At 70.0% G+C, this 16,050-nt stretch carries 15 protein-coding genes and 2 pseudogenes; 11 read left to right on the top strand and 6 right to left on the bottom strand.

Features of this window, described 5'->3' with window-relative positions; all coding sequences use genetic code 11:
• Positions 1–281: 281 nt before the first annotated feature.
• The 10 genes from eccD to GEV43_RS46800 all read left to right on the top strand — a co-directional run bounded on the left by eccD (position 282) and on the right by GEV43_RS46800 (position 9,780).
• Positions 282–1,679 (top strand): type VII secretion integral membrane protein EccD, encoded by a 1,398-nt coding sequence (gene eccD / locus GEV43_RS10895; protein WP_160820581.1) that lies wholly within the window; start codon positions 282–284, stop codon positions 1,677–1,679.
• A 17-nt stretch (positions 1,680–1,696) separates the two neighbouring features.
• Complete coding sequence (gene eccB, locus GEV43_RS10890) at positions 1,697–3,343, top strand: type VII secretion protein EccB (protein WP_206681118.1); 1,647 nt, start codon at positions 1,697–1,699, stop codon at positions 3,341–3,343.
• 115 nt (positions 3,344–3,458) lie between these two features.
• A complete protein-coding gene (locus GEV43_RS10885; protein ID WP_160820580.1) occupies positions 3,459–3,749 on the top strand; it encodes a WXG100 family type VII secretion target in 291 nt (96 codons plus the stop codon).
• An 834-nt stretch (positions 3,750–4,583) separates the two neighbouring features.
• Positions 4,584–4,865 carry a WXG100 family type VII secretion target gene (locus tag GEV43_RS10880; protein WP_160820579.1) on the top strand — a complete coding sequence of 94 codons (282 nt, stop codon included), beginning with the start codon at positions 4,584–4,586 and terminating at the stop codon, positions 4,863–4,865.
• Between the two features lie 41 nt (positions 4,866–4,906).
• On the top strand, positions 4,907–5,197 hold the full coding sequence (locus GEV43_RS10875) for a WXG100 family type VII secretion target (protein ID WP_160820578.1): 291 nt from the start codon (positions 4,907–4,909) through the stop codon (positions 5,195–5,197).
• Between the two features lie 134 nt (positions 5,198–5,331).
• Positions 5,332–5,775, top strand: coding sequence for a hypothetical protein (locus GEV43_RS10870; protein ID WP_160820577.1), 444 nt, complete (start codon positions 5,332–5,334; stop codon positions 5,773–5,775).
• Positions 5,776–5,804: 29 nt separating this feature from the next.
• Positions 5,805–7,124, top strand: coding sequence for a WXG100 family type VII secretion target (locus GEV43_RS10865; RefSeq protein ID WP_160820576.1), 1,320 nt, complete (start codon positions 5,805–5,807; stop codon positions 7,122–7,124).
• Between the two features lie 93 nt (positions 7,125–7,217).
• Entirely contained in the window at positions 7,218–8,693 is a 1,476-nt protein-coding gene (locus GEV43_RS10860) for a S8 family serine peptidase (protein WP_309239581.1), read from the top strand.
• Positions 8,694–8,795: 102 nt separating this feature from the next.
• The gene (locus tag GEV43_RS10855) at positions 8,796–9,200 is read left to right on the top strand and encodes a hypothetical protein (RefSeq protein WP_160820575.1); all 405 of its coding nucleotides are present in this window, start codon (positions 8,796–8,798) and stop codon (positions 9,198–9,200) included.
• 142 nt (positions 9,201–9,342) lie between these two features.
• Positions 9,343–9,780 carry a hypothetical protein gene (locus GEV43_RS46800; RefSeq protein WP_164717130.1) on the top strand — a complete coding sequence of 146 codons (438 nt, stop codon included), beginning with the start codon at positions 9,343–9,345 and terminating at the stop codon, positions 9,778–9,780.
• 68 nt (positions 9,781–9,848) lie between these two features.
• On the opposite strand, the gene GEV43_RS10850 is transcribed toward GEV43_RS46800, so the two are convergent.
• Complete coding sequence (locus GEV43_RS10850; RefSeq protein WP_160820574.1) at positions 9,849–10,193, bottom strand: hypothetical protein; 345 nt, start codon at positions 10,191–10,193, stop codon at positions 9,849–9,851.
• A gap of 170 nt (positions 10,194–10,363) precedes the next feature.
• Here GEV43_RS10850 and GEV43_RS10845 point away from each other — a divergent pair, with 170 nt between their 5' ends.
• Positions 10,364–11,161 carry a hypothetical protein gene (locus GEV43_RS10845; protein ID WP_160820573.1) on the top strand — a complete coding sequence of 266 codons (798 nt, stop codon included), beginning with the start codon at positions 10,364–10,366 and terminating at the stop codon, positions 11,159–11,161.
• Positions 11,162–11,244: 83 nt separating this feature from the next.
• Here the strand turns inward: GEV43_RS10845 and GEV43_RS10840 are convergent, their stop codons facing one another.
• The 5 genes and pseudogenes from GEV43_RS10840 to GEV43_RS49955 form a co-directional block, all read right to left on the bottom strand.
• Complete coding sequence (locus GEV43_RS10840; RefSeq protein ID WP_160820572.1) at positions 11,245–11,742, bottom strand: hypothetical protein; 498 nt, start codon at positions 11,740–11,742, stop codon at positions 11,245–11,247.
• Positions 11,743–11,808: 66 nt separating this feature from the next.
• Positions 11,809–12,219, bottom strand: coding sequence for a hypothetical protein (locus GEV43_RS10835; protein WP_160820571.1), 411 nt, complete (start codon positions 12,217–12,219; stop codon positions 11,809–11,811).
• Positions 12,219–12,842: an RHS repeat-associated core domain-containing protein gene (locus tag GEV43_RS10830; RefSeq protein ID WP_160820570.1), complete on the bottom strand. Its 624-nt coding sequence runs from the start codon at positions 12,840–12,842 to the stop codon at positions 12,219–12,221. Before GEV43_RS10830 ends, GEV43_RS10835 begins: the two co-directional genes overlap by 1 nt.
• A gap of 509 nt (positions 12,843–13,351) precedes the next feature.
• Positions 13,352–14,419 (bottom strand): annotated as a pseudogene (locus tag GEV43_RS55975) (hypothetical protein); the annotation flags it as partial.
• Positions 14,374–16,041, bottom strand: a pseudogene (locus GEV43_RS49955) (DUF6531 domain-containing protein); the annotation flags it as partial. The pseudogenes GEV43_RS49955 and GEV43_RS55975, both read right to left, overlap by 46 nt.
• Positions 16,042–16,050 lie beyond the last annotated feature (9 nt).

The following is a 16,050-nucleotide window of genomic DNA, read 5'->3' as shown; positions in this document are numbered from 1 at the left end:
CGGAGCGCCCCCCGCTGTCCGCGGCACACCGTGTGACGGTGCGCGTGCGGGCCTTCGGGCAGGACGTGACGTTTTCGGGTGGTTCAAGCCGTTCGGGTGGTGATGGGGGTGCCGGTGTGGCACAGTGCCCTATCGGTTGACTACTACGGGTGAACGTTGCGTAGGGTTTGCGGGATTTTGCATCATCTATGGTCTTGACCAGCAGAGGGCGAACGGGGGCACGGGGCATGGGAGCATGCTCCGCGGTCCCGTTCCCCCACCGACCTACTTGCGAGGAAGTCGTGAGCGCGCCCCCTGGAGCCGATCTCTGCCGGATCACGGTCGTCGGGCCGAAGCGCCGGGTCGACATCGCGCTGCCCGCCGACGCGACCTTCGCCGAGCTCTACCCCACGATGCTGCACTACGCCGGGCAGGACCTCGCCGACGCGGGCCTCGCGCACGGCGGCTGGGTGCTCCAGAAGCTCGATGAGGCGCCGTTCGAGCCGTCGGCGACGCCCGCGCAGGCGGGGCTGCGCGACGGCGACCTGCTCTACCTGCGCCCGCGCATGGCGCAGATGCCCGACCTGGCGTTCGACGACGTCCCCGACGTGGTCGCGACCGCCGTCAAGGACCGTCCGGGGCGGTGGCGGCCGGAGTCGGCGCGCACGTTCGCGCTCGGCTGGGGCGTCGCCGGGCTCCTCGTCGGCGCGGTCACCCTGCTGCTGACCGGGCCGTCCTGGCTCGTCCCCGCGATCGCCGCGGGCGGCATCGCGGTGCTCCTGCTCGGCGCGGCCGTCGCGCTGTCGCGGGCCGCGGGCGACGCGGGCGCCGGCGCGGCGCTCGGCTACGCGGCGCTGCCGTACGCGTTCCTCGCCGGACTCCTCGGCCCCGCGCAGGACAAGGCGCTCGGCGACCTCGGCACCCTGCACCTGCTCGCGGGCTTCGGCGCGGTCGTGCTCGCCGCGACGGTCTGCGGCGTCGCGATCGCCGACGGGCTGCCGGTCTTCTACGGCGCCGCCGTCGCCGCGCTGCTCGGCGCGATCACGACGGGCGTCGCGATCGCCCTCGACTTCGACTCCGCGGGCATCGCCGCGATCACCGTGGCGGTCGCGCTCGCGCTCACCCCGCTGCTGCCGGGCGTCGCGTTCAAGCTCGCCCGGGTGAAGCTGCCGCCCGTGCCCAACAGCGCCGAGGACCTGCGCCGCGACACCCTCATGGTGGACGGCCAGCAGGTCCTCGCCCGCACGGCCGCCGCCGACCGGTTCGTCACCGGCGGCGTCGCGGGCCTCGGCCTCACCGCCATGGGCGCCGCGGTGCCGCTCGCGCTCGCCGGCGGCTGGGTCGCCCCCGCGATGTGCGTCGTGCTGGCGTCCGCGCTGCTGCTGCGGGCGCGGATGTTCCGGGGACGCGCGCAGAAGCTGTGGATGCTGGTGCCCGGCGTGTTCGGCCTCTCGGTCCTCGCGCTCGGCGCCGCGCTCCGGTTCGACTCGCAGGTCTACCTGCTCGCCGGGGTCCTCGCGCCGACGCTCGTCGTGTCCGGCATCGCGGTCGGCGTCGGCATGTGGCTGCCGAAGAACCGGCTCACGCCGTTCTGGGGCCGCGCCGGCGACATCATCGAGATCCTGCTCGTCGTCGCCCTCGTCCCCCTCGCCCTCGGCGTCGCGGGCGTCTTCGAGTGGGCGCGCGGGCTCGCGGGCTGAGCGGGAGGCACGGGTAGATGCAGACCAAACGGGACCTCCTCCAGGCGCACCGGCTGATGACCCAGCGCGCCTCGCAGGCGCTGATCCTCGGCGAGCCCGACTATCCCGAGCAGCCGCTCAAGCGGCTCAACGTCGGCACGCTGTCCGGGGTCATGGTCGGCGTCCTCGTCGCGGCGGGCTTCGGCATCGCCGGCATCCTGCTCGGCGGCGGCGGCAAGGGCCTCACCGACCCGCAGACCCTGCTCATCGACAAGCAGACCGGCACGCGGTTCGTCTGGTGCGTCCCGACCGGGCAGAAGGAGAAGGTGCTCTGCCCCGTCGCCAACTACGCGTCGGCGAAGCTCGCGGTCGGCAGCAGCGGCAAGCAGAAGTCCGTGTCGTCCAAGTCGCTCAGCAAGTACCGCCGCGGCCCGATGATCGGCATCGCGGGCGCGCCCGACAGCGTCCCCGAGCGCAAGCGCCTGGTCGGCGGGCCGTGGTCGGTGTGCGTGCGCACCTCGACCGGCACGTCCGGAACGCCGCGCCCCGCCGTCTCCCTCGTCGGCGGCAAGAGCGTCGGCGGCAAGCCGCTGCCCGCGGACTCCGCGGTCGTCGTCAGCAGCGGCAACGAGAACTGGCTCGTCTGGAACAACCTGCGCATGAAGGTCAGCCCCGGCGGCATGACCGTCCTCGGCAGCCCCCCGACCGTTCCCGTCTCCCCGACGTTCGTGAACGCGATGCCGCAGGGACCCGACTACTCCGCCCCGCGCATCGCGCGCTTCGGCGGCCAGACGCAGGCCGCCGGAGGGTTCAAGGGCCGGATCGGGCAGGTCAACTTCATCGAGGCGGGCGACAGCGACCGCTGGTTCGTCCTGCTCCAGGACGGCTTCGCGTCGATCACGTCCGTGCAGGCCCAGCTCATCCAGTCCACCCGCGAGTACGGCAGCATGCCGCAGGCCGCGCCGATCCCGCCGAACGTCATCACCCGCAACCAGTCGGGCCAGACCATCCCGAGCAGCGGCCTCCCCGACACCCAGCTCAAGCCGGTGCGGTACGACCCGAAGGAGGCCCTCTGCATCGTCTACAAGGACCTCGACGGGGGCATGACCAAGCCGCAGCTCACCACCGGCGGCGGCAGCGACCTGCCGATGCCCACCACGCAGAGCAACGGCCAGGGCGTCGACAACGTCGTCCTCCCGCCCGGCAGCGCCGTCCTCGCGGGCGTCCTGCCGAGCAACGCGCAGGCCGACGCGATCAACACCTACGTCTTCATCGGCGACGACGGCCGCAAGTACCCGTTGAAGAACGCCGACGCCGCCAAGGCGCTCGGCTACTCCATCGGCCAGGGCGGCGACTCCAAGCCCGTCCCCGCCGACCTGCTGCGGCTGCTCCCCTCCGGCCCGTCCCTTGAGATCTTCGACCCGAACAACCCGCCGCAGGTCAACACCGCGGGCAACAGCGCGGGCGTGGCCGCGGCGGCCGGAAGCCCCACGGGCGGCGGCGCGGGCGCGGGAGGCCGCCAGGGCGGCGGGGCTGGCGCTGGCGCCGGTGGCGGTACGGGCGGTGGCGGCGCGGCCGGCGGCGGTGCCGGTGGCGGCGGCGCGGCGGGAGGCGGCGCCGGACACGGCGGCGGCGGTGTCGCGGGCGGTGTCGGCGGCGGCCGTACCGGAGGCACCGGCCACTGACCACAACGACACGAAGACCGTGCAGCGGACCGCTGGAGACGGTGCAAGACCGCAAGCCGCCCGCAAGGGCCTGAGCAGCCTCCCGGCGCGCGCCAGGGAGGCGGATGGAGGGAACGTGGGAGAGGCGTTCGGCACGACGTACTCGGTGATGCAGCAGTCCGAGCAGCTTTTCAAGAGCAAGCACCGCGAGATGACCGAACTTCTGGACCGTCTCGAAGGCGAACTGGAAAGCGGCCTCGCGCGATGGGAGGACACCGCCAAGGACGCCTACATGGACGCCAGGGCCAAATGGGACAAGGCCGCCCGCGAGATGGCCAAGGCGGTCAAGGAGTTCTCCGAGTCGATCGGCGTCGCGCACGACAACTACCAGAAGGCGGAACAGTCCAACAGCAAGATCTGGACCTGACCCCCCGCCCCACCCCACCGCCGGACGCGCCGCTCCCCGCAAACCGTCCAGCACCGCAAGCCCACCGGACGCGACGCTCTCGCGGACCGTCCGGCACCGCGAACCCGCCGGACGCGCCGCTCCTGCGAACCGTCTGGCACGACAAGCCCGCCGGACGCGCCGCCCCCGCGAACCGTCCGGCCCACGAACCACCGGACGCGGCGCTCCTTGCGCGTACCGTCCGGCATCGCGAACGGGAAGGCATCCCGAGCCCCCCGCCTCGCCGGCCGAACGAACGACCGAACGAACGACCGATCGACCGAGTCGTTCGGCCAAGGGACGGCAGCCAGCCGTCCGCACGCACGACCGGACGGACGACGCTTCGGATCGTTCGCCCGGCTCCACCGCCTGCCAGGCGGGAGGGGACCGGGCGGTGCGCGTCGCCGTCCGGAGGTCCAACGGGCCGTACGGCAGCCAGCCGTCCGGTCCATCCGGACGAGCGGCGCTCCCGCCGCCGGGCCTCGCGGCCGGACGGTCCAGGCCGCGAACCCGGGTGCGGAACGACCGTCGATCGAACGGATGGAGGGCTCCCGACGTCCGGCCGGTGCGGAATGTTACGGATCGGTCACAGCACCATGGCCGGTGTCGGAAGGCTCCCTAAGGTAGATCGACACGGATGCGGCTTTTGCCTAGTGTGGTAACGGCTTGGCTGGATCGTCCACCGGGCGTGGTGTGGCTCCCGATATATCCCCCGCCGCCGCGAACCATTGGGGCTCGCGCCGCATCAGACAACATCGCAGAGACACTTGGGAAGGGTGACTGATGGGTCAGAAGTCAGCAGCCGACAGAGCAGAAATGGCTCAGGCGGCCCAGCGGGTCGAGAGCGCGGCGCAGGACCTCCACAAGATCAAGAGCGACCTCGGCTCGGAGCACCAGCAGCTCCAGAGCCAGTGGGTCGGCCAGGCGTCCAGCGCGTTCACCAAGGTCTACACCGAGTTCGACGGTGAGCTGGGCAAGGTCCTCCAGGCCCTTGAGACGCTGCACGAGAAGCTCACTCAGGCCAAGGTCAACTACGAGGCCAGCGAGCAGCAGCAGACCGAGGAAGTCAACCGCCTCAACTCGCTGCTCAACGGCTGAGCCGCGGCACCGAGCGCACCTACCCGAGACACGGAGGAACCATGAGCTACAGCTCGATGAACTTCGGCGGGATGCAGGCCGCATACGCCGCGTTCCAGCAGAAGTACACCGCCATGCAGAGTGAGCTCGACGACCTGGAGAAGTCGGTCGAGCAGAAGCTCGCGCAGTGGGAGGACACCGCCAAGGACGCCTACATGGACGCCAAGCGCCAGTGGGACCAGGCCGCGGCGGAGATCGGCAAGGTCATGAACCAGCTCGGCGTTGTGATCAACTCCTCGTCCGAGACCGGTCAGACGACCATGCGCCAGAACACCTCCATGATCGGCGGCTGACGACGTCGAGACCGGCCGCCCGGGCCCATCCGGGCGGCCGGACGGGGTACGACCGGGGGCCGCATCGACGGCCCCTGGCTCTTGACATCAGAGGGACATAGGCAGCGGGCAGGATCAGCCCGCAGGAGGCTGAGATGGGTCGACCGGCGGACAATGGAAGTACGGGGTTCCAGCTTGATTCTTCGTGGCCCGGCCTCGACTCCGGCAAGAAGCTGGAGATCGAGAAGGACGAGGTCAAGAAGATTCTCAAGATCCTGCGCGACGACTATGAGAGCTACAACTCGGGAAGCGGCACGCTGAACGAGCTCCAGTCGAAGGGCAACATCACCACCGCTCAACTCGGCAACTACCCGGCCGCGATGAGCCTTCAGGCCAGCACGCAGAAGGCTTACCTCCAGCTGAACCAGACGTACAACGCCTTTCTCTCCAGCTACGAGGCCGTCATCAACGCCCTCGAAAAGGCCGTCGGCAATTACGAGGACATGGAGCACAACAACACGGCTGCCGCCAACGGCGTCGACTCCCCCGCGACCAACACCGGCAGTAAGCCGACCACCAGGAACACCTCGGCTTACTGAGCCGTCCGGACGATTGGGGAGAAGAGACGATGACTGGTGACAGCAGGCCCCAGACGACGCCGATCCGGGTCTCCGCCACCCAGCCCGGCGAGTGGGACGGGGACATCGACGCGTTGAAGCAGATCCTCAACGCCACGAAGCCCGACGAGGTCAGGCAGGCCGGCGAGGCGTACGCCAACGCCGCCAAGAAGTTCCAGGCGACGGCCGACCTGCTGCGCAAGCACGCGATCGGGCTGTCCAACGCCTGGAAGGGCACGGACTCCAACGCCGCGCAGAAGCAGATGCAGCGCCTCAACGCCACCGGCCGCGAGATGAACGTCCGCTACGGCGAGAACGGCACGGCGCTGACCCAGCACGCCGAAAAGCTTCAGTGGTACAAGGACCACGCCCCCGGCGAAGGGCTGATCCCGCACTTCGACGTGGGCAGCGCCGCCAAGTTCGCCCTCGGCGCGACGATCGCGGGCCCCGCGGGCGGCGTCCTGGCGGTCGGCGGCCTGAACGTGTCGAAGACGCTCGGCGACATCAAGAACTTCTTCGGCAACGAGGAGAAGAAGCTCGCCAAGCAGCACATGCAGAAGCTGCAAGAGCGCACGATCGAGACCAACAACAACTGGGTCCCCAAGGAAATCACCGTCGACATGCCCAACCCGGGCGCCGGTGTCAACGACCGGAACCCGCAGATCCCAGGCGGTGGTGTCCCGGGAGGCGGCGTTCCCGGCGGTGGCGTTCCTGGCGGTGGTGTCCCGGGTGGCGGTGTTCCCGGCGGTGGTGTCCCGGGAGGCGGCGTCCCCGGCGGTGGCGTTCCTGGCGGTGGTGTCCCGGGTGGCGGTGTTCCCGGCGGTGGTGTCCCGGGAGGCGGCGTCCCCGGCGGCGGTGTTCCCGGTGGTGGTGTCCCGGGTGGTGGCGTTCCCGGCGGCGGCATCCCCGGTGGCGGCCACGGCAGCGACCTGTCCGGACTGCCCGGCGGTGGCGGCGGTGGCGGCGGTGACCCGTTCGGCCGTCAGGGCCTCGGCGGTGGCGGCATCCCCGGTGGCGGCGGTGGCGGTGGCGGCGGCGTCCCGGGTGGAGGCATCCCCGGCGGCGGCGCGGGCGGTCTCGCCGGCGGCATTCCCGGTGGTGGCGCCGGGATGGGCAAGGGCGCCATGGGCGCGGGCGCCGGCGCCGGCAAGGGCGGGTTCGGCGCGGGCAAGGCTGGCGCGGGCGGCATGGGCGGAGCGCCCATGGGCGGCCGCGGCGGCGGCGCGGGCGGCGGAGGCAACGACGAGCACGAGCGCACCACGTGGCTGCACGAGGACGAGGACGTCTGGGGCGGCAGCGATGGGGATACGTCCCCGCCCGTCATCGGCTGACCCTAAGCTCGGTCCGTGACTTGTACCAGTCGGCGTGAGTGGCCCGGATCTGTCCGGGCCACTCACGCCGCTTCCGTTCTGTGAGGTTTCGTTGTGCGACGGTTGACGCGGGTCTTGGCAGCGGCCGGGGCGGCCTCCGCGCTGGCGTTGAGCGTGGCCGCTCCCGCCGGCGCGGTTCCTGGGCCGCGCAGCGAAGAGTGGTGGTTTACGGCCTGGCAGATCCAGCAGAGAGTCTGGCCTGTCAGCAAGGGCGCCGGCGTCACCGTAGGACTGATCGACTCCGGGGTGAACGCCAAACTTCCTGAGCTTCAAGGGCGCATCCTCCCGGGCAAGGATTTCCGTCTGGCGGACGACTGGCAGCAAGGAAGCGGCGACGGCCAGACGGACGCCGACCCGGACGGTCACGGCTCGTCGATGGCCTCACTGATCGTCAACCAGGGCACCAGGACGGGTTTCGTCGGTGTCGCTCCCGAGGCGCAGATCCTTCCGCTCGCCAGCTCCGGGCCGTCCACGGGCGAGGCGATCCGCTACGCCGCCGATCACGGTGTGAAAGTGATCAACGTGTCGCAGGCGAATCCCGGCACGTTCGGCAAGTGCCCGCCGGACCTCCAGCAGGCCGTCGGCTACGCCATCGCCCATGACGTCGTCATCGTGGCCGGTGCGGGCAACGACGGTGCGTCGACCAACGGCAGCATGACCCCGGCGAACTGCGCCGGGGTCCTCGCCGTGGGCGCCATCGACGCCCAGAAGCGCGCATGGGTGAAGACACAGCGTCAGCCGTACGTGGCGGTGGCTGCCCCGGGCGCGGACGTCGGCAGCGTCCGCAACCGGGGCGTCTTCGACAACAACTACTCAGGGACCAGCCAGGCCACTGCGCTGACCTCGGGGGTTGTGGCGATCATGCGTTCCAAGAACCCGCAGATGTCCAACCGCGAGGTCGTCCAGCGGCTCATCGCGACGGCCAAGGACGCGGGGCCGCCCGGCAAGGACAACCAGACCGGGGCCGGGGCGATCATCCCGGGTGACGCTCTGACGGCGAATGTGCCGAAGAGTGCGCCCAATCCGGTGTTCGCGGCGTACGACCAGTGGGCGAAGACGCAGCCGAACGCGCCCAAGGCGCCCGAGCAGAATGGCGGGCCGGCGTCGTCGGCTCCCAAGAGCAGCGACTCGGACGACTCGTCCGGAAATCCGGTCTGGGTGGGCGCGCTCGTGGTGGTCGGCGTTTTCGTCGTGATCCTCGGAGTCGTCATCCTCATCGCGCGGAAGGGCCGGAAGAAGGGCGGGCCGCCGCCCGGTCCCGGGCCCGGCGGCGGTGCGCCGATGCCCGGCATGTACCAGGGGCAGCAGGGGCCGCCGGCCGGATGGGGTGCGCCTGGGCAGCAGCCCGGCCCGCCGCCCGGCCAGGGTCCGCCGCCCGGTCAGCAAGGGCCTCCCGGGCAGCAGCCGTATCCGCCGATGGGCCCGCCCGGGCAGCAGGGCCCCCGCCCGGATATCGAGGCTGAGACGCCTGTCCACAGTCGGCCCCGTCGATTCCTGGAATCGGCGGGGCCGTTCGCGTCAGAAAGGTGATCACTGCTTGTCGGATTGCGTGTCGAGTGTGCACACATGGACAAGTGGGACGCAGTAGCATGCTCTTCGCAAAGACATGCCTTCCCTCAGAGAGGTAGTGCCTTGAAGAAGCTCTCGGTCCTCCCCGTCGCCGTTCTCGCCCTCTCGCTCGGCCTGAGCGCGTGCGGTGGCGACGACAAGGACGACGCCAAGTCCTCGCCGAGTTCGTCCGCCTCGGCCAATGGCGGCGGTGCGAGTAGTGCCCCTGCCGGTCCGGAGAAGACGGTCGGGGCGAACGAGCTCAACCCGGGCGGCGGGGGCGCGGTCGATCCCAAGTCGCTCACTCCCGTGCAGAAGAAGGCGTACAGGAATCTCCTCAAGGTCGCCAAGTGCATGAAGCAGAAGGGCTACGAGATCGACCCGCCGAAGCCCGGTGACTTCGGTGTTCAGCCGAAGAACGTGAAGGACGGGAACAAGGCCAACCAGGACTCCGCGCAGTGCGTGAAGCAGGCCAACGCCGGTGGCTGACGCACCCTGGACCCGTTCCACAAAATGCTCCGCCGTTCCTTGCGGAAACGGTGGGGCGTTTTGCGTTCTCCACTAGCGCGGAACGGCGGCGCTGTGGTCGACTGATCGCCCGTACCGCTCCCGAAAGACGAAGGATGTCAGGATGCCGCAGCAGAACGTCACGAGCATGGGCGCGGTCATCACGATGGGCCTGGGCGGCTTCTTCATGGCCGGTGCCCTCGCCGTCGGTTTCGTCGGAGCGGCCAAGGACTGCACGGAAGAGCGTGGCGACGCCCGTTGCCCCAGCGTGCAGCAGAGCGCGCTCATGCTTTCTGAGACGTTGGCGATCGGCGGCGGGGGCCTGCTGGTGACGGGCGCGGTGATCGCCGCGGGTGCCCGGATCGCGGCGTCCCGTTCCGGCTACGCGCCTCCCGCGCAGGCCCCGGCCGCGGCGGGCGGTCCGTGGCCGCAGCAGCCCCAGCAGGCGCCGTACGGCCAGCAGCCCCAGCACCCCGGCTACCAGCCGCAGCAGTACCAGCAGCCCGCCCCGGCGCCCCAGCCCCAGCAGCAGTCCCCTCCGCAATCCCCGCCCCAGCCTTAACCTTCGCCGGATTGGCTGCATGGTGACGGGGCCAAGGCAGGGAGCGTATCGGCGTGATAGGGCAGTGATCAGGGGTTGTCGCTGACGAATCTCATGGCGAGATCGCGGTGGCGCTTCCCGGCCTGGACGGCGCCGTCGCTGATTTCGGCGCTCATGCCGGGCATTCGGCCTATCCGTTCGGTCTCATCGGCCAGGCGAAGGTGCCGGCGATGAGCGTGCCGACGGCATTCCAGGCAGGTGACGCTTTCCGGCCGCGCAGAGGTCATCGCGTGCGGAACCTCCAGCCCGCAGCCCGTGTTCACCAGACTCGGCAGGTCACCGGCAAGGCCGAACGTGGACGCCATGACGTCGCGCACCGCCGTATCAGCGTGAAGGTTCACCTCGACGTGGATATGCGGATCGCTTTCGCTCACGCGTCCTCTGTACCCCAGTCGAGAGGCGCGATCAAAGAGAGTGAACGTCCTTGGCCCCGTAGTGGCTTCACCGTCGCGTGCGCGCAGCTTGGTAGGTGTGGGGTCGGTGGCTATTGGTGGTTGCGCGGTGGGTCGTAATCTGAAGGTTCGCGGGGGTGGAGGAGGCGCTGGTGACGGAAGACCCGCGGAATCCGAGGCCGATGTTCCTGCCGCCGGAGGCGGAGCCGCAGGCCGTTCCCGAGGAGCCGCCCGTGCTCGCGCCGGAGGGGACGCGGGCGTTCGGACGTCTGCTGGTCGCGGGGGTGGCATGTGCCGTGTTGGTCTTGTTGGCGGTGTTTCGGGTGTGGGACGCGCCGTCGTCGGAGGGGGACGTCAAGCATTCGTCGGCGAAGCCGATGATCCGGACCTTGCCCGCGCCGTGCGAGGTGGTGGGCCGGGCGACGATCGAGAGGGTCGTTCCGGCGGCGACCGAGCTGCCGGTCGTCCACAGGGCGGGTGGTGATCCTTCGGCGTCGTGCCAGTGGGAGGCCTCCTCGCCCGCGACCGACCGGCGGCTGCGGGTGACCATGACCGCGTACCGGGACGGGCGGATCAGCAGCGGCGCCGACTCCGCGACGGGGGAGGTGGACGAGACGCACGCGCGGATGGAGGAGGAGAGGACGCAGGAGCCACTGAAGCCGCCGAGGTTCAGTCCGCGCCGGACGACGGCCGTCGCGTGGCTGTCCGGTGTGGGTCACGCTGCGGTCGAGTCGTACTCGGTGATCGGTACGGCGTCCGGCTACAACTCCGGCCAGGCCGATATCGGGATGAGCGTGGGCAACACGTTCGTCGCGATCTCCTACGGCGGGTCGGACGACGACCAGGGACGGGACGTGCCTCTCGCCGACGGGCCCGCCCGCGAGGCCGCGCGTTCGATCGCACGTGAGATCGCCAACTCCCTCATCGCGTGCGGGTACTGCGCCAACTGAGCCATTGGGTTATTGATACCTGCGGTGAAGTGCGGTGCGGGTTACAGAACTTCGTGCTCGGCTGCGGAGGCTCAGGAAGTCGGTCAGCAGATTTCGCAGAAAAAGACGTCGCGCACCGTCGCGGGGGCCCCGTCCATTTCGGTTTCTTTGTCGGGCAGCATTTCGTCCAGGGCCTCTTCGGAGATCCGGGTGTAGCCCTTGGAGCGCAGGTACGTTTCGATGGTGTGCAGGAGCGAGTCGACTTCGGGGGTGCCCGCCACTTCGCTCAAAGGGGCCGGGAACCATTCCGCTTTCCCCGGTTCGCCGCGGTGGAGGAGGAGGGTCCAGAGCGGGCCCTTGGTCGAGATCCAAATGCCCAGGGAATACGTCGCCGCCCGAGGGTCCTGCGTCGGGGAACGGTCGGCCAGGAGGTACGTGCCGAGCCGCTGCCCCGCGTTGTAGTTCATGTCGCTGCCGTGGGAGAGGGAGACGGCCAGCAGCCGGGAGAGTTCCTCTCCCAGGCCGGAGATGCGCTCTTCGCACTCCTTGGAATAGTCGGCAGGGGAGTCGAGGTACTGGCCGAGGACGAAAAGCGGGGCCATCACAGCGTCGCGGAACTCGTGCGGAGGCGGGTAAGTGCTCGTGTGGTTGTCGGCATGGCCGGTTTCTCAGGCGGGGGACACTTCTATGCCGTATTGGCTCCGCATGTCTTCGACGTACTCGTCGCCGCCGTTCTTCAGGACGGCGCGTCGCCACCATGGGAGATCCGGGGAGTCGATGTGCACGTCGGGCCGCACGAGATCCTTGAATCGTTCGTCGGCTTCCAGGACTCTCGCGTAGAACTCGTCGCGGGCCGGGTCGTCTTTGACTCTGGGGTCCATGCAAAGAGTCTCTATCGTGTCGCGGACGTGGACGTCGTTCTTGAACTCGTCCACGCCGAACGAGTATCCCTCAGCGCACTCGTCGACCAGGGAGCGCCAGGCGTCCAGCAGGCCGGCCGGCCCTTTGGAGCCGGCCTGGGTGCTTGCCGGGACAAGTGACTCGTAGGCCGCAAGGAAGGCACTGCTGTCGTTGTTCATCACGCAATCTGATCTCTGAAGTACTGATACTGCTGTGTCGTGCTGCCGTCCGGCCGGAAGAAGGTCCGGATGACGCCGTCGGGAGTGCGGATTCCGAAATTGCCGGAGCCGGGGTGGAAGCGCACCACGGCACCGTCCCTCGGGCGGATCATCTCGATCGCTCCCTGCGGGTTGTCGCGCCCCATGAACTGCCCGGCGGCGTTGCGGTAGTCGCGGAAATTCGTGTACTCCGGCATGTCCGGCCCGCCGGGCTTCGCTCTGACGTTGCCGTTGTTTCCGATGATCACGCCCTTGGAGTGCTTTGAGTAGTGCTTGAACGCCGCGTGGCTGTTCTGGAAATCGTACGGTGCCAGCCCCAGCGGATCGGCCCACCTGAGCGGGTTGCTGACGTAAGCGTGCGGATTCGGCTGGGGCGCGAGCCCCAGTGGGTCCGCGCTCTCGTAACCGGCCGTGGTCGGGTCGTAGTACCGCTGGTAGTTATAGCTGAGCCCCGTCTCCCCGTCGAAGTACTGACCGGGGAAACGCAGCGGGCACAGTGACGGGCTCCCGACGTCCCAGACCGTCGCGCGGCGGTGCCAGACGACGTCTCCGCCTACGCCCACCAGTTCGGTGGGCGTCCCCACGAGGTCGGTGACGATGGAGTAGAAGCGCTCGTCCGCCCAGACCGGCCGTGTTCCGGGAGGCCGCGTGCGCTCGCTCTGCGCCACGGGTCGAAAGCCGTCGGGCTCGTACTCCCACACCGTGGCGCGCGACGCGAACGCCCGCCGTTGGGTGGACCAGAACACGTGGTTCTGCTCGACGAGGACCGCACCATCCCAAGCGAAGGAGAAGTGCTCGTGAACGCCCTGCCCGTCGGCGGTGAGGTGCTCCTTGGAGACCCGGCGGCCCAGGGGATCGTAGCGGTAGCGCCAACGCTGCCCGTTCGGGTCTCGACGCCGACGAGCAGGTCATCGGCATCCCAGCGGTAGCGCCAGGCGATCCGCTTGCCTGACAGGGTGGTGTGCTGCCGCAGGACGACGCGGCCTTGGCCGTCGTGCTCGAAGCGGACCCGGCCCGCCCTGCGCACGAGCGTTCCGCTGTACTCCCGGTCCCCGAGCGCGTCGTCGCCCCAGGGCGGCGCATGACCGGCGGGCCACTCCGCGCCGGTCAGGTTGCCCGTGGCGTCGTAGGCATAACGTTCGGTCCAGTCGCGGGCGTCCACGGCGGTGACCCTGCCGACCGAGTCGAGGGAAAGGCTCCGGTCTCCCGCCAGCCGGTCCCCGATGGCCAGAACGTGCCCGTCGGCCCGGTAGGAATAGGTGCGGTGCTGGAGCAGGCGTGCCTGCCCCTGGGGCGTGGCGGGGACGCCCCAGAGCGTCTGGGCCGTCAGTCTGTGGCCGGCGTCCCACTGCTGCGCGAGGATCGCGCCGGTGCCGATCCTGCGCTCGACCTCCCTGCCCGCTCGGTCGCGCGCGAACGTGAGGCTGTGTCCGCCGAGATCCATGCGGCGCGGCAGGCCGAGCGCGTCGTAGGACCACCGGCTCTCGACGCCCGACGGCGTACGTCGCCCGGTGCGCCGCCCCAGCGCGTCCCGGGCCACCGACACGGTCTCGCCGTTGTGGATCTCGGCGGTCACCCGTCCGGCACGGTCTCGCTCGAAACGCAGGTCGGAGTGCGGGCCGACAGCGCGCAACAGCCGTCCGAGGGGATCGTGGGTGAACGTGGTGACCTGGTCGCCCGAACGCTTCTCGACCAGGTTGCCGAGCGGATCCCGGGTGAACGTGACGGCCTGCCCGGCGCCGTTCGTTCTGGAGACCAGCCTGCCCGCCCGGTCGTAGGCGTACCGTAGCGTCCGGCCGTTGAAGTCGGTCTCGGCGGTGAGTTCGCCCCTGGCGTCGTACTCGTACCGCCAGGACAGGCCCTGCGCGTTGGTGACCGCGACGAGCCGCAGCTCGGTGTCGTGGGTGAACGTGAGCCGCGTGCCGTCCGGGCGGACGTGCGCCAAGGGGACGTCGAAGGCCCCGTACTCGGTCCGTTCGCTCCGCCCGAGCGCGTCGACGTGCTCGACCACGTTGCCCTCGGGTCGTAGGTCCACCGTTCGCCGCTCCCGTCCGGCAGCGACCGCCACGCCGGCCGCCCCTCGGCCGTCCAGCCGAACGAGATGACACCGCCGACCGGATCGGTGACGCTCAGGGGGCGGCCCATCGGGTCGTAGGCGCATCGGGTGGTGCCGCCGAGGGGATCGGTGACGCTCAGGGGATTGCCATCGGCGTCGTTCTCCAGGCGGGTGACGTTGCCGGCGGCGTCCGTGACGGCGGCCAGCCCGCCGCGATGGTCGTAGGCGTACTCCGTGGTCGCTCCGGCCGGATCGGTGAGCCGGACCACGTTCCCGCGGTCATCGTATTCCTGGAGCCAGGCGGTCCCGTCCGGCTGGACGATCTCGACTGGGAGGTTCATTTCGTTGTAGCGCGCGGTCGTCGTCCTGCCGTCCGGGCGCGTGACGGCCAGCAGGTTGCCGTGCTCGTCATAGGCATAACCGAACGTGTTGCCCAGTGGATCGGTGATGCGGAGCGGCCGGTCGTAGCGATCCCACTCCGTTCGGGTCGTGCCCCCCAGGGAATCGGTCTCCTCCACCACCTGAAAGAGTTCGTTGTACCGGTAGGTGATGGTGTTTCCGAGGGAGTCGGAAACCTTGGTGGTCCGGCGTTCCGGCACGTGGACGAGCGTCGCGTCGAGGAAGCCGCCGGAGCCGCGGCCGCGAATGGCCCGCCCTTCCTGGTCGTACTCGTACCGGTACCAGAAGCCGTTGCGGTCATGCCAGCCGGTCAGGCGGCCCTCGTTGTCGTAGCCGTACCGCAGCGGTCGACCGGACGAGTTCACGACGTCGGACAGCCTTCCATCCGCGTCGTAGGCGTAGCGGACGAGGGTGAGTCCGCTTGAGTCGGCGGCGGTGCTCCGGTCGATGCGGCCGTCGGTCAGCAAGCGCAGAGCGGTGACGCGGTGTTCGGTGGCCTCGGCAGGCCCATCAGGGCCACCGGGCCCGGCGCCGAAGGGGATCGTGTCGACGGCCACGCGGTAGCCGCCCGAATGCCTGACCTCCTTCAGGACCCGATCCTTGTAGAGGAGATCGATCCGGTTGCCGTTGCGGTCCGTGACCCCGATGAGCGGCAGGCGGCTCCAGCCGTACTCCGTGCCGGGCGCCGGGAACAGCAACGTTCGTCCGAGGTCGGGATCGGTGAGTGCGTAGCCGCCGTCGGAGGTGAGCGTGAGCGGCCACTGCGGGCCCTCGACCGGCCTGAACACGACGTTGGGCAGCGTCGCCTGCGGATAGGTGTGGACCGTCGCGTCAGCCGACAGGTAATGGACGCCGTCGGCGTCGAGTTCCAGCGCTTGGTCGAGGGTCGAGGCCCAGGAGGCGCCGAACAGTCGTCCTGCGCGGTACGTGGAGATGTGAGTGCGTTCCAGGGGAAAGGGAAGCAGCCCGCCAAGCGTCACGTCGGTCTGGTTGAGCAGGACCTCACCGGTGACCACGTCGATCGGGTCGTTCGTCGTGGACTTGGTGTTGTTGGGTTTGGCGTTGGTCCGTGCGTTGCCCTGGCGTCGCTGAGGAGAGCCGGAGCCGCTGCGGTTCGGGCCGCCTTTGCCGGGAGAAGCCCCTCCCCGCCCGGCGCCGCCGCCGTGGCCGCTGCCTTTGGGTGCGCGGAAGAGTTGGCCGGCGGCTTTGCCGAAGGCTCCGCCGGCAGGGCCTCTGCCGCCCCTGCCTCCGCGGCCGCTCCTGCCTCCGCGGGGGTTCTTGCCGCTGGGGCCGCCGTGGCGGCCTCCGCCGAAGCGTCGCCTGCCCATCGTGGGCCT

Source organism: Actinomadura sp. J1-007 (assembly GCF_009793335.1).
Classification (GTDB): Bacteria; Actinomycetota; Actinomycetes; order Streptosporangiales; family Streptosporangiaceae; genus Spirillospora; species Spirillospora yumaensis.
Note: the sequence above shows the minus strand (reverse complement) of the source record. Positions and strands in the feature narration are given on the sequence as shown.

What these genes read in the sequence shown, in the direction of transcription:
- eccB (WP_206681118.1), top strand. Translation starts at nt 1,697, where the DNA reads ATGCAGACCAAACGGGACCTCCTCCAGGCGCACCGGCTGATGACCCAG.
- GEV43_RS10880 (WP_160820579.1), top strand. Translation starts at nt 4,584, where the DNA reads ATGGCTCAGGCGGCCCAGCGGGTCGAGAGCGCGGCGCAGGACCTCCAC.
- GEV43_RS10875 (WP_160820578.1), top strand. Translation starts at nt 4,907, where the DNA reads ATGAGCTACAGCTCGATGAACTTCGGCGGGATGCAGGCCGCATACGCC.
- GEV43_RS10870 (WP_160820577.1), top strand. Translation starts at nt 5,332, where the DNA reads ATGGGTCGACCGGCGGACAATGGAAGTACGGGGTTCCAGCTTGATTCT.
- GEV43_RS10865 (WP_160820576.1), top strand. Translation starts at nt 5,805, where the DNA reads ATGACTGGTGACAGCAGGCCCCAGACGACGCCGATCCGGGTCTCCGCC.
- GEV43_RS46800 (WP_164717130.1), top strand. Translation starts at nt 9,343, where the DNA reads ATGCCGCAGCAGAACGTCACGAGCATGGGCGCGGTCATCACGATGGGC.
- GEV43_RS10840 (WP_160820572.1), bottom strand. Translation starts at nt 11,742, where the DNA reads ATGGCCCCGCTTTTCGTCCTCGGCCAGTACCTCGACTCCCCTGCCGAC.
- GEV43_RS10835 (WP_160820571.1), bottom strand. Translation starts at nt 12,219, where the DNA reads ATGAACAACGACAGCAGTGCCTTCCTTGCGGCCTACGAGTCACTTGTC.